Genomic DNA, 14,553 nt, shown 5'->3' on the forward strand with positions numbered 1-14,553 from the left:
TTTGAAATTTACAGATATTCAAAAATTAAAAAGGCCATTTGCAAAAAAACTACCTGATTTTTATAGTCATTTTTTAATAAAATTCCTTTTTTATCTGCTAGATCTGCATGGTAATTTTAATTTAATATTGTATTTAAGTGATTAGTAGTCAATTGATTATATATGTATTTGTTTGAGATTTATAAATCCCGACTCGATATTTATAAATCTCGACGAGCTTCATTTGTATTGAAGGTTGTATTCGTCTAGTTTTGGTTTCGGAAAGTTGAGAATTAGAAATTAATTACAAAAAATACTTACACTGTTTATTTCTCATCGGCCCAAATTTATATTACAAAAAAAATAGATTTTTTGATTTTACGAGTATAAGATTAAAAATAAAAAAAGAAGGATTTTTTAAGTAAACGATTTTAAATATTATGATAAATAACATTTTAAATAAGGTAGGCAATACACCATTAATATCCATTCCGATGGATGAGAATCCAAACCTAAATATTTTTGCCAAATTAGAATTTTACAACCCAACGGGAAGTGTAAAAGACAGAGCAGCATGCTATATTATAAGCCGTTTGTTAAACGAAGGTATAATAAATAAAGATACTACACTTATTGAATCTTCTTCAGGAAATTTTGGAGTTGCACTTTCGGCATATGCAAAACTTAACGGTTTAAAATTTATCTGTGTAATAGACAAGACAACTTTGCCTGTTAACGAGATGCTAATCCGCCAGCAAGGTGCTGAAGTTATCTGTATAACACAACCGGATGAGCATGGAGGGTATTTAATGAACAGGCTTAAAAAGATCAAAGAAATATTAAGTACTACAGATAATATTTACTGGATTAACCAATATGGAAATCCATTAAATGCTCAGGCTTACTATAATTCTTTAGGAAAAGAAATTTGTTTTGAAGCGCCAAGACAGAAACTGGATTACTTATTTATGGGAATCAGTTCTGGAGGAACAATTACCGGAGTATCAAGAAAGGTTAAAGAAATGTACCCAAATGTAAAGATTATAGCCGTAGATGTTTACGGGTCAATAATATTTGGAGGTAAAGCACGCAAAAGATTTATACCAGGTATAGGTTCCAGCATGAGACCAGATATTTTAAACGATGCAAAAATAGATGACGTGGTTTATGTAAACGAAGAAGAAACTATAAGTTCCTGCAGAGAATTATTAGAATTACATAATCTGTATGCAGGAGGATCTTCTGGTTCTGTATATGCTGCAATAAAAAAGTATTTTTCTGAAAATAAAATAGATAGCCAGGTTAGTGTAATGTGTGTATTTGCTGATAGAGGCGAGAGATATATCACCACAATCTATGATGATGACTGGTGTGACAGAATTCGAAAATACAATTTAAGTGCTTCTTTAGAAGCAGTGGCTCAATAAAATAGTAATTAATGTTAAGTGTTTTAAAATGATATATTTAAGCGATAATGATGTAAAACTTATTGATCTTAACTGGGAGCAAAATGTTGATGTTATAGCAGCAGCAACCCAATGCATAAAATCAAAAGATATAGCGCAGCCCATAAAGCCATATTTGAGATATGGAAATCCTCAAAATAGAATTATTGCGATGCCGGCTTTTATTGGCGGCGATATAAACAGATCTGGTATCAAGTGGATTGCTAGTTTTCCTAATAACATTAAAAAAAATATGCCGCGTGCTCATGGTGTTATAATTTTAAATGAGGCAGAAACCGGACAGCCCGTATGTGTAATAAATAGTGGTTCTATATCAGCAATCAGAACGGCCTCAGTAAGCGGCTTGATTGTTAGAAAATACATGGAATTAAAAAAACTTAAAAATGTAAAAGTGGGCATTATAGGTTTTGGACCTATAGGGCAGTATCATTTAAACATGTGCAGTCAATTGCTTGGAAATACTATAGACGAAGTACTGCTGTATGATTTAAATGGTGTTTCAAACCAAAATATTCCTGATGCAATAAGACATAAGGTAAATGTTGTAAATAGTTGGGAAGAGGCATATTTAGATACAGATATTTTTATTACCTGTACAGTATCAAAAGTGCCTTACATAAACTTAAAACCAAAATTAGGATCTCTTCATTTAAATGTTTCTCTAAGAGATTATAAAACAGATGTTTTTCCTTGGTTCGAAAAAGGAATGATAGTAGATGACTGGGAAGAAGTTTGTAGAGAAAATACCGATGTTGAAAATTTCAATAAGGTAAATGGGCTGCAGGAAAATGAAGTTAAACTTATTCAGGATGTTTTGAATGATTTTCTGCCAAGTTTAAATAAAGATCAGCCTATTATGTTTAATCCAATGGGTATGGCAGTTTTTGATATAGCAATTGCAAACCATTATTTAGAACTAGCGAAGAAAAATAATGTTGGCGTTTTTCTAGAGGACAGCGTACCGCAATTAAATTAAAATAAGGCAATTTTTTATTAAAACAATCAGAATTAAAACAACATAATTTTTAAACTATGGAGACTTCTATTAGACCAAAATCCAATCAAGAATTTCAATTTGGTGAAGGAATTATTATAAAAACAGCTTCAAAAGACAATCCTTTTACAATAATCTCTGACAGAGAAAGAGATACTTTAGAATGGGCCGAAGAGCATAAAGACGAGATAAATAATCTGCTTCTTGAACACGGCGCAATACTTTTAAGAGGATTTAAAATTGACAGCCCAAAAAATTTTAATGAATTATTTTCAACTATTTCCGGTCAGGCAATAGAATATAAAAATAGAACATCGCCTAGAGATCAGGTATATAGTAATGTTTATACTTCTACAAGTCATCCTAAGAGCGAAACTATTCATATGCATACTGAAAATTCATATTCAAATATTTATAATCGAATCATTGCATTTTATTGTTTATTACCGGCACAAATAGGTGGAGAAACACCAATTGCAGATGAAAGAAAACTTTTAGCCAGTTTAAGAAAAGAAACAGTAGAAGAATTTAAGAAAAAAGGTATTCAGTATGTTAGAAATACTATTCCTGGTATAGGATTGAGCTGGCAGACTATTTATCAAACAGAGGATAAAGAAGAGGTAGCTAAAATTCTTAAAAACAACGGACATGATTTTACTTGGGTAAATAGTGATCACTTAAGAATTAAATGGACTCTTCCTGCTTTTCAGGATCACCCTCTTACTGGTGAGGAAATGTGGTTTAACCATATGTTTTTTGGACATAAAGACCTCTACGATCCATCTGTTTTAGAATATTTTGACGAAGAAGATTTACCATTTGCCACCTATTATGGTGATGGCAGTGAAATAGGAACAGAAATAATAGAGGAGTTCAAAAACTTTTATAAAGAGCACTCCATCGTTTATACCTGGGAAAAAGATGATTTCCTGTTACTGGATAATTTAATGTTTTCTCATGGCAGAAAACCATTTAAAGGCGAGCGTACTATATTAACAGCTATGGGACAGCCGCAAAACATGAAACTATAATATCAAAATAAGGAATTATTAAAAAGAAAATCTTATTAAACAAGTATATGGGCATCTTGTTCTTTTAATTTATTCTTTCCTAAAAAAGCATACGTAAAACTTTAATTAATAAACAATCAAATCTTAGGTAAATATAGAATAATATGGAAAATATAATATACAAATTGTATTTAATTAATGGCATTATTGCTCTTTTAGGTTTGGTATTTTTTGGACTGGTAATATTTCAAAAAATAAATAAAAAGAGAGAAGTAGATTTTTCATATAAAAAAGTTTACAGTTATTTCAAAGGCTTTTTAGTGCTTTTACCAGTTCTAGTCGCGCTTTACTATATACCAATTGCTCTTTATAATAAAGATTTTTGGTTAGACAGCAAATATCAATATGTAGAAGCACAAAACGCAGTACTGTTTTTAGGCATAATTATTTTAGGATTTTATGCTTTAGTAAGAATTTCAACTTTTTTCCCTCATAAAAACGAATACTATGATATTGGTTCGCAATTGTTATTGTTAAGTTTATTTCCGGGAATTGCAAGTGCTATAAATGTTATGATTATCAGCAAGTTTGTTACTGATGATATAGAAGCCAAATATCTTTTGTTCTTTTTTGCCGTAACCACCTTTATTTATATTGTAACTGTTAGGTTAAGTAAAAGAAAAACAGCAAGCCTTGGGATTTTAATAGCTCATAAGTTTAATATAATTATAGCTAACAAAATTTTTAAAATCCCATATAGAAAATATGAAAAACTTGCCAAAGGAAAAATCTATACAATCCTGAATGATGATATTAATGCAATTTTTGGGTTTTCGCAAAATGTAGTTAATATTTACACCACTTTTATCACTACTGTCATGGTTTTGATATACATGTTTACTCTAAACATAATTAGTTCATTAATGCTAATTGGCGTAACTGTAATAATACTTGGACTTTTATTTTTAATGTCAGGCAGACTTAAAAGAACGGGACACAGAGCAAGATCAAAAAGAGAAAACTATACAAGTTTACTATCTGGTTTGCTTAACGGATTTAAGGAACTGGTTTTGCATAAAGTAAAAAGAGACAGATTTCAATCAGATCTAAAAGTAGTAAGTAAAGATTATTATGATGCAAGTCAGGAAAATATAAATGCAGGAATTGATGCTGCTTTATTTTCAGAGCTTTCTTTTACCATTGCAGTAGGAGTTTCATGTTTAGTGTTTCCGGTAATTTTTGATTTTAATAAAGAACTGGTTACTGCTTATGTAATTGCTGTTTTGTATTTATGGGGACCTGTTGGAGCTTTAATAAGCGGAGTTCCGCAAATAATAAATGTACAGGTTTCATGGAAAAGGATTAATGATTTCCTTGAAAATGCAGATGTCGATGAAGTATCCTACAGAGACATTACTGAAGAAGTAGAAATAGTAAAAGTTGAAAAAATAAGTGTTAACGAAGTTTATTTCAAGTATCAGGGTGAAAATGATAAACAAGACATTACCTACGGAATTGGGCCAATAAACTTTGAAGCAGATCGCGGGGAATTAGTTTTCATAATTGGAGGAAACGGAAGCGGTAAAACAACTTTTCTAAAATTACTTATCGGCCTTTATGAGCCGGAATCAGGAGAAATTCTGATTAATGGAAAAGTGGTGACTTCAAAAGAATTAAGCGAGTGTTTTTCAGTTATTTATAGTGATTTTTATTTGTTTAAAAAGATATATGATATAAAAGAAAATCGCTTAGATCAGGTATACGAATGGCTGGATGTGCTTCAGTTATCTGATAAAGTTAAAATTGAAGACGGCGTTTTCAGTACCATAGATCTATCTAAAGGACAATGTAAGCGTTTGGCCATTTTAAAATCATATTTAGAAGACAGATCTGTCTATTTCTTTGATGAGGTTGCTGCTGATTTGGATCCGGAATTTAGAGATTTCTTTTACAATGACTTATTAACAAAAATGAGAAATGAAGGAAAGATATTGATCATAATTACCCACGACGATAAATATTTTGACATAGCCGATAATATCTATAAAATGGAAATGGGCAAAATTGTGCATCTCAATAAAGAAGCTTTTAAACTATCAGAACACATTTAAATTACTAAAATATATTAAACATGTTAAAACTTAATTTTTTATTAGTATTAAGACAATTAAAGAAAGATAAAAAAACATTTTTTATTAATCTTTTAGGAACGTCCTTTGGTTTTACGGCTATCATCTTAATGTCATTATATATATCATATGAAAATAATTATGATGCATTTAATGAAAACAGCGAAAACTTGTTTAGAGTTGAAAGAACCGTTAATGATAAAAGCCAAAGTCAAATTTTTGACTCCACACCTTATGAACTGGCTAAAGAATTAAAATCATCATTTCCTGAAATAGGCAATGCTGTAGGTGCCAGAACTGTAAGCAACTATTTATCAGTAAGGGATGAAATATTTCCAAGAAATGAAGGGCTTATTACAGATAGCAATTTCCTGTCTATGTTTAGCTTTGATTTTTTAGAAGGCGATAAAAATACTGCTTTAAGTCAGCCCATGAGTATTGTGCTTTCAAAATCATTAGCAGATAAACTATTCCCAAATGGAGCTGCCATTGGAAAAACGGTTTATTTAAACAAGAAACACAACTTTACTGTTACCGGAGTTTTTGCAGATTATCGAAAAGATTCTCATATGACTATGGAGTATATGATTTCGTACAGCTCTTATGAAGGTGTTTATGGTATTAAACCTGAAAAAGGATGGGCAGAAAGTTATGTAGCTACATATATTCAGGTAAAACATAAAGATCAGGTTGATGAACTATCAAAAAAAATAGAAAAAACATTAGCAAATCATGTTGAAGAACAAGAAGGCACTACTGAACTGTTAAGTCTAAGACCAATTACAGACATTTACCTTAAAACATTAGATGTACGAAGTGATGCTATGGGAGGTATAAGAAATAATGTAATTGTTATTTATCTTTTTATTGCAGTGGCTTTTTTTACAGGCTTTATAACAACTGTAAATTATATAAACCTTACAACTACCCAATTAGTAAACAGAGAATTGGAAATAGGAATGAAAAAAGTTTTGGGTATTTCTAAAGGACAATTGAGATATCAGTTTATTATCGAATCATTATTAATGGTATTTGGGGTTATAATTGTCTCATCAATATTAGTAAGTTCTATATTACCTCTTTTTAGTTTAGTTGTAGACAGAAAACTGTCATTAGGATTTAGCGGCAACTGGCTGTTCTTTTTAAAGGTATTTGTTATTATTGTATCATTAGGTCTTTTGAGTGGTTTATACCCAGTAATATACCTTTCGTCATTAAAAATAAATTCTATTTTACAAGGAATTACTTCAATTAAAAGACGTACTTTTTTAAGAAAAGGTCTGGTGCTTTTTCAATTATTAATCGCCTTTCCTTTAATATTTCTTTCAGTATTTATTATATCACAAATCAATTACTTAAATAACAAGGATACCGGATTTGACAAACAAGATGTTTTACTAGCCTGGATTAAAACTCCTAATCCTGAAGACAGGGAATTGCTTAAAGTTATAAAAGATAAATTACTTCAAAACCCAAATGTTATTGATTATTCCATCTCAACCGGCGCTCCCTTTTTTGCATCAGGAGATGAAATTAAATTAAATTGGGAAGGTGCAGAAGCAAATGATAAAATATTAATGTCTTCTTATTCTGTTGATTATGATTTTCAGCGTACTTATAAGCTGGCAATGGTTAAAGGAAGATGGTTTTCTGAGGATTTTTCTACCGATGCTCAAAATTCTTGTGTTATCAATGAAACCGCAGCTAAACTTTTAGGATGGGACAATCCAATAGGAAAAACGTTAGATGACGGTCGATTAAAAGTTATTGGTGTTGTTAAAGATTTTAACCAATTCTCTTTATTTCAAAAAATACCACCAATGATGTTATCAATGAATATCGAGGATTTAGCTTATTCTCTTGTGAGTATAAAAACAAGAGGAGGTGACAGAACAGATACTCAAAAGTTTATTAATGAAACTTTCAATACAAATTTTATAGATGTACCTGTTGATTTTAGATTCTTGGATGTTGGGTTTGATGAAGGTTTTATGACCGCATTACAAAATGTTATGAAGATATTCATTTTATTTTCAGTCATTTCTATTTTGTTGGTAATCATTGGTCTATATAGTTTGATTGCTTTTTCATTAACCATGCAGAAAAAAATGATTGCCATACGAAAAGTATTGGGCGCAAGTACTAAAAGCCTTTTCTTACTTATATTAAAAGAGTATATGATTTTATACAGTATAGCGTTAGGAATCAGTCTTGTATTAACTTATTTCACAGTGATACAAGTTTCAAAGGTATTTGCGTACAGTGTAGGTATCCAATGGATTAATTTTTTAAGCGTAATTATAATGACCCTGTTTATTGTACTCTTTACAATATGCGGTAAAATTTGGTCTACCTCAAAAGAGCATCCTTTAAATTCTATTAGTCGTTCCTAAAAGTTTACCATGAATTTTTTAAAATTCATGTTCCATAAAAATAGAATTCAATAATTAATTTCTATTAAGTATCCTATGTATTTACCACTAGCTATGCCTAAGTGGACAGGTATTTAATTGCTTTTTTTAAAAAATAAAAAAGTGGATTGTTAACTGTGTAATTAATTGATTTCAGCAAAGATAAATCCATAAACTACAATATAAAAATGTGCAACATTTTCAAAATAAATTATGAAAGATCAAAATAAACCTATCGCAATTGTTGGTATTGGATGCCGATTTCCAGGGTCAAGTTCCTCTCCAGAAAAATTTTGGGAGATGTTATTAAACAAAACAGATGCAGTAATAGATGTACCGTCAAACAGATGGGACAACAGACGCTTTTATGACGAAAATGAAAAAAAATCTGGTAAAATCAAAGCTAAACAAGGCGGATTTTTAAAAGAGGAAATAGAGTATTTTGATCCAATGTTTTTTGGGATCTCGCCTGTTGAAGCAGAATCATTAGATCCTCAGGAAAGAATACTGCTTGAGGTAGCGTATGAGGCTCTTGAAGATGCAGGAATGTCGCTTGAGCAATTGAGAGGTTCAGATACCGGAGTTTTTGTTGGAGGGTTCACATTTGATAACTATTTGCTAAAAACAGCTGTTGAAAATAAGCATTTAATAAACTCGCACACAGCATTAGGAATTTCATTAACAATGCTTTCCAATAGATTGTCCTATTTTCTGGATTTAAAAGGACCTTCTATTACTATCGATACCGCTTGCTCATCTTCTTTAGTAGCAACACATTATGCTTGTCAGAGTATTTGGAGAGGAGAATCTTCAATGGCTTTGGTAGGAGGAGTCAATCTATTGCTTAAACCAGAAGTTTCTATGGTTATGAGCAAAGGTCAGTTTCTTTCTAAACATTCCCGCTGTAAAACATTTGATAGCGATGCAGCCGGATATGTAAGAGGTGAAGGCGGCGGAGTACTTGTTTTAAAACCTTATGAACAAGCTGTAAAAGATGGCGATCAAATATATGCCTTAATAAACGGAACTGGTGTAAATCAAGATGGGAATACAAATGGTATAACTGTACCGAATAAAAATTCTCAAATGAAACTTATACAAAAAGTATACGAAGAAAGCGGTATAACTAATAAAGACATTCATTATGTCGAAGCTCATGGAACAGGTACAGCAGTTGGCGATGTTATTGAATTTAGCGCTCTAAACGAGACTTTATTTGATGACAGAGAGAAATGTTTGGTAGGATCTGTAAAAACGAATATAGGTCATTTAGAAGCCGCTTCTGGTGTAGCAGGATTAATTAAAACAGCATTGTCTCTTAAGAATAATGCAGTTCCGGCAAACTTGCATTTTAATAATCCAAACCCAGCTTTAAATTATGAAAACAGCATATTAAAAGTACCAACTTTATTAGAAAAACTTCCGGAAGGAGTTGATTCTTATGCTTCAATAAATTCATTTGGTTATGGAGGTACAAATGCCCATGCAGTTTTAAAGCAATTTTCTTCTATTAAAGAAGAAGTACAATATGATTTAGAAAAAAAGGATCATTTTATATTTCCTATCTGCGCAAGAAGTAAAAATGCATTAAAAGAACTTGTATCAAAATACAAATCACATATTGAAGATAAAGACAAAAATTTTGCACAAATACTTAGTAACGCTATTTACAGAAGATCACTTCATTCAGATAGGTTAGCAATTGTTGCATCTTCAAAAGAAGAATTAATCGAAAAAATAGAAGCATTTGAAGAAGATATCTTAGTAAAAGGAGTAACTGCAGGAAATATACTGGACAAGAAACCAAATATAGTTTTTGTATATACAGGAATGGGGCCGCAATGGTGGAAAATGGGTAGAGAACTCATGGAAAAAGAACCCGTTTTTTATAAGGCAGTTCAGGAATGTGATGATTATTTTAAGAACATTTCAGGCTGGTCAATTTTAGAAGAACTTCAAAAACCAGAAGAAACATCGAATATAAAAGAAACATACATTGCACAGCCTGCAAACTTTGTAATTCAGGTTGCATTAACCAGATTACTTGAGCATTATGGAATTAATGCAGATGCAGTAGTAGGACATAGTGTAGGTGAAGTAACATCTGCCTATATCTCTGGGGCACTTTCGCTACAAGATGCATTATTGGTAAGCTACAACAGAAGCCGTTTACAGCATAAAACAGCCGGTAAAGGAACTATGCTGGCAGTTGGCCTGTCTGAAAAAGAAGCCAATGAAACTTTTAAAGAATTTAGCGATGTTTCTATTGCCGCAATAAACAGCCTTGATTCAGTAACATTAGCAGGTAATCAGGAAAGTCTTGAAAAATTAATTGAAAAATATGAATCGTCAGGAATATTTCACCGTCTGCTGGATGTTGAAGTTCCTTACCACAGCCCTGTAATGAATCTTATTGAGGATGAACTTCTGGAATCCCTAAAAGAACTTAAAGGAAAAGAAACAGTTATTGATCTTTATTCTACAGTAACGGCAGAAAAAATTTCGGGAAATCAAATAAATAATGATTACTGGTGGAAAAACGTTCGCCAGCCCGTTCTATTCGCTAAAACAATGGATTCTTTAATGAAAGATAAGTACAATGTATTTATCGAAGTTGGACCGCATCCGGTTTTGAAAAATGCAATGATGGATTGCATGAAGAACAATGAAACATGTCATTTTTTACAAACTCTTAATCGCAAAGAATCAGAGCAATTGAATTTCTTTGAAAATATTGCAGCCCTGTTTACTCTTGGAGTTCCTTTAAAATGGGAGCGATGGGTAAATAAATTGCCGCACCTTTCTTTACCATCATACCCATGGCAAAAAGAATATTTTTGGCAGGAGTCAAGTACTTCTCTTGAAAATAGAATAGGACGTAAAGGAAATGTTTTTTTAAACCAACTAATAAATGCGCCGCAATTAACCTATAAAGTAGAGCTTAATAAATATTTTTTTCCTTTTTTAAATGATCACGTTGTTCAGGATAGAGTAGTATTTCCAGGTGCGGGTTATGTGGCTGCAGGAATAGCATTTTATCAACAGGAAATAAGTCACGGAAATTCTTTTAGTCTTGAAAATATAAAGTTTCATCAAATGCTTGTTCTGGATGATTTGAAGGTACAAGACTTGTATACTTCCTATAATTCAAAAAATGCCAATTTTAGCATTGACAGTAAAGAGGTGGGCGATGAAAGTATTTGGATACAAAGAGCTACAGGTAAATTTATTTTAGGTGATTATGAAAAAAGTGCTTCACAGTTAAATTTGAAAACAATATCTGATCGTTTGAATATAGTACATTCAGAAGAACAGATATATGAAAGACTGAGCAAGGCAAAACTGGATTACGGCCCTTATTTTAGAACCATAAAAAATATTGATTCTGCAAAAGAAGAATCAATCGCAAAAATAAAAGGCCACGCAGCGATTGAAAATCAGGATGAATTTTTTATTCACCCAACTTTACTAGATGCCTGTTTTCAATCTGTAATTGTATTTGATGAGTCAGAATTTGTACCCGTATCAATTGGAAAAATGCACTGTTATTTTTCTCCGGGAACCGAGTTTTTCTGTTATTCACGATTAATATCACGTTCAGATAATTCAGTACTAATTGATATGTCAATTTGTGATGAAAAAGGAAACGTAGCAATTGAAATAAAAGATTTCAAATGCCAGGAGTTGAATATAAATACCGAAGAAGAAGATACATACATCGATGACTGTTTGTTTGAGAACAATTGGATCGAAGAAAAAGCAGGTTTTGATGCTATTCCGGATACTTCTGGTATAACCTATGTTTTTACAGATGATTATTCTTTATTTGAGCCACTTTTAAAACAATTGGCAGGTCGTGTTGTAGTAATACAAGCAGGAACTAGTTTTAAAGAATTAGGCGAAAATTATTATATGGTAAATCCTGAAGATTTGGAAAGTATTCTCCAAATAGCAGAAAATGATTTCCAGTCTGATATTACATTAATTTATTTGCCTGCAGATAATCAGGAAACTAATGAAAATTTAACAGTAAGTGAGGAATGCTTAAACGAAATAAAACCTCTTTTAAACATTGTTCGTTTTTTCTCAGAGAAATCACAAAACAAACTTGCTTTAAACCTAGTAACTTATGGAAGTCAGGTTGTTAATGAAGAAGACAACATTACCTCAATAACCTCGACAATTGCACATGGTTTAGGAAGACTTATTGTAAATGAATTACCAAAATGGCAGGTTCGATTGATAGATTTTCAAAGAACAAATAGTCTGCTTATTTCAAAAGAAGACTGGAAGATTGCTCTTAATAGAATTTATTCTGCAAAAACTTTTGAAGAAATTGCAATCAGACAAGATAAAATTTTTAGAAAAGGAACGAAAAAAAGAGAAGCAAAAGATTCAGTTTTATCTATTGAAACTGCATCCTTTAAGGACAGATCATTAAAACTAGTGAGTTCAAAATCTAAGCAGTTAGAAGATTTATATTTTGAAAATACTGAAAGAGCAGAACCAAAGGCAGGCGAAATCGAAATTTTAATAGAAAATACCTCTATTAATTTCAAAGATTATTTAAAAGTATCTGGTAAAATTTATCCGGAAGCACTTGAGGGGACTTATAGTAAAAATGCCATAGGAATTGACTGTGCTGGAATTATTACCCAGATTGGTGCTGGAGTAACCAAGTTTAAAGTAGGAGATAAAGTTATCGCCCTTGCTACAGGTACGTTTCAATCCTATACCACTACCTCTGAACATTTAGCCGTAAAATGTCCTGAAAATTTAATTGAAGCAGAATCAAATGTTGGCTTAAGTTATCTTACTGCTCTGTATTGTTTACGAGATAAGGCAAATCTGGGAAAAGGCCACAGAGTACTTATACATAATGCTGCCGGAGGTGTAGGATTAGCAGCTATTAATTATGCCAATTTGGTAGGGGCTGAAATTTATGCTACAGCCGGAAGTGAAGAAAAAATTGATTACCTGAGATCTATAGGAATTAAGCATGTATACAGTTCAAAAAATCTTGATTTTGCTAAAGAAATTTTAGAAGAAACTCAAGGTAAAGGTGTGGATGTTATTTTAAGTGCTTTACCAAAAGAAATGCTTTATCAGAGTTTGTCCATTTTAGCTTCTTATGGAACTTATGTAGAAATAGGTAAAAAGGATAATGTAGACTTCTCCCTTTCAATGCATTTTTTCAACAAAAACATTTCTTACATAGCTGTAGATATGGATAAAATGATAAAGGAGAAGCCTGAGAAAATTTCGACATTATTAGATGATATTTCAGCTTATATAAATGCTGGAGAATTAAAATCCTTACCTGTAAAAGTGTTTACACCTCAGACTATATCAAACGCATTTCAGCTTATAGATGAAGAAAAACATATTGGTAAAGTAGTTATAAACTTTAAAGAACAGTCTGTAGACGTCAAAAAACAGACAGATACAATTTTTAAAGATGATAAAACTTATGTAATTACCGGAGGGACAAAAGGCTTAGGTTTTGAAATAGGAAAATGGCTGGTTGATAATGGCGTTAAAAATTTAGCACTTTTAAGCAGAAGCGGTCTTAACACTTCAATAGAAAGAGAAGGAGTTATCGAAATGGAAAAGAAAGGTGTCAATGTGAAAGTTTATGCAGCAGATGTGGCTGAAATAGATCAAATAACAAATGTGTTTTCTCAAATACAAAGTGATCTTCCGGAGATTTCAAGTGTTTTCCATTGTGCTATGGTTTTAGACGACGGATTCTTAATCGATATGAATGAGGACAGATTTAGAAAAGTGTTAAAACCAAAAGTTGATGGCGCAATGAACCTGCATCACTTAACTAAAAACTTAAAGCTTGACAATTTTGTATTGTTTTCTTCAATATCCTCACTTATAGGTAATGTTGGGCAGGCCAATTATATTGTTGCAAATGCCTTGTTAGATTCATTTGCTCACGTAAGAAAAAGTCAAGGTTTACCGGCAACTACAATTAATCTTGGCGTTCTATCGGAATCTGGTGTAGTATCTAGAAGCGAGAACCTGGAAATGATTCTTCAGGGAGTAGGAATTAGAAGTTTTACAAACAAACAGGTTTTAAGCGGATTAGAAAAAATACTTCAGGAAAAACCAACACAAATAGGCTTTTTTGATTTGAACTGGGAACTCCTAAGTGTCAATTTAAAAGAAAGTGGACAATTTATTTTCAAAGATTTAATTGATAGCAATCTTGGATCTGTTAACGGATTAAGCCAGGAGCAAGATGCATGCTTAAGTGATTTACTTTCTTTAAACAGGATTTCTCAGCAAGAATTTGTTGTGACATTCTTAAAAGAAGAATTATCCAAGATATTAAAAATGCCAAAAGATAGAATCCAATCCGATAAAGGAATAGGTTTTTTAGGAATCGATTCGATTTTATCAATTGAATTGCTAAGAGTGATCAACAATAAGTTTGCATTAAAAATGTCTTCTATGGAAATCCTTGCCCTGCCTTCTGTAAATGGATTGTCTGCCATAATAATTGAAATGATTTTGAAACAAGTGAATTTGAATGTACAAGTTTAAAACGAACAA

The 14,553-nt window shown here is 31.7% G+C and carries 6 protein-coding genes; all 6 read left to right on the forward strand.

Annotated elements, in window-relative coordinates; all coding sequences use genetic code 11:
- The first annotated feature begins 419 nt into the window (after positions 1–419).
- The 6 genes from sbnA (at position 420) to NLJ00_RS11330 (ending at position 14,544) form a co-directional block, all read left to right on the forward strand.
- Positions 420–1,406 carry a 2,3-diaminopropionate biosynthesis protein SbnA gene (gene sbnA / locus NLJ00_RS11305; RefSeq protein ID WP_256637248.1) on the forward strand — a complete coding sequence of 329 codons (987 nt, stop codon included), beginning with the start codon at positions 420–422 and terminating at the stop codon, positions 1,404–1,406.
- 28 nt (positions 1,407–1,434) lie between these two features.
- A complete protein-coding gene (locus tag NLJ00_RS11310; RefSeq protein WP_256637249.1) occupies positions 1,435–2,421 on the forward strand; it encodes a 2,3-diaminopropionate biosynthesis protein SbnB in 987 nt (328 codons plus the stop codon).
- A gap of 56 nt (positions 2,422–2,477) precedes the next feature.
- The gene (locus tag NLJ00_RS11315) at positions 2,478–3,470 is read left to right on the forward strand and encodes a TauD/TfdA family dioxygenase (RefSeq protein ID WP_256637250.1); all 993 of its coding nucleotides are present in this window, start codon (positions 2,478–2,480) and stop codon (positions 3,468–3,470) included.
- 143 nt (positions 3,471–3,613) lie between these two features.
- On the forward strand, positions 3,614–5,560 hold the full coding sequence (locus NLJ00_RS11320; RefSeq protein ID WP_256637251.1) for a cyclic peptide export ABC transporter: 1,947 nt from the start codon (positions 3,614–3,616) through the stop codon (positions 5,558–5,560).
- Between the two features lie 20 nt (positions 5,561–5,580).
- A complete protein-coding gene (locus NLJ00_RS11325; protein WP_256637252.1) occupies positions 5,581–7,971 on the forward strand; it encodes an ABC transporter permease in 2,391 nt (796 codons plus the stop codon).
- Positions 7,972–8,202: 231 nt separating this feature from the next.
- A complete protein-coding gene (locus NLJ00_RS11330; protein ID WP_256637253.1) occupies positions 8,203–14,544 on the forward strand; it encodes a type I polyketide synthase in 6,342 nt (2,113 codons plus the stop codon).
- Positions 14,545–14,553: the final 9 nt, after the last annotated feature.

Source organism: Flavobacterium panici, from assembly GCF_024499525.1.
GTDB classification, from domain to species: Bacteria; Bacteroidota; Bacteroidia; order Flavobacteriales; family Flavobacteriaceae; genus Flavobacterium; species Flavobacterium panici.

Excerpts from the sequence above, each read along its gene's own strand:
- sbnA (WP_256637248.1), top strand. The coding sequence starts at position 420 with ATGATAAATAACATTTTAAATAAGGTAGGCAATACACCATTAATATCC.
- NLJ00_RS11310 (WP_256637249.1), top strand. The coding sequence starts at position 1,435 with ATGATATATTTAAGCGATAATGATGTAAAACTTATTGATCTTAACTGG.
- NLJ00_RS11315 (WP_256637250.1), top strand. The coding sequence starts at position 2,478 with ATGGAGACTTCTATTAGACCAAAATCCAATCAAGAATTTCAATTTGGT.
- NLJ00_RS11320 (WP_256637251.1), top strand. The coding sequence starts at position 3,614 with ATGGAAAATATAATATACAAATTGTATTTAATTAATGGCATTATTGCT.
- NLJ00_RS11325 (WP_256637252.1), top strand. The coding sequence starts at position 5,581 with ATGTTAAAACTTAATTTTTTATTAGTATTAAGACAATTAAAGAAAGAT.
- NLJ00_RS11330 (WP_256637253.1), top strand. The coding sequence starts at position 8,203 with ATGAAAGATCAAAATAAACCTATCGCAATTGTTGGTATTGGATGCCGA.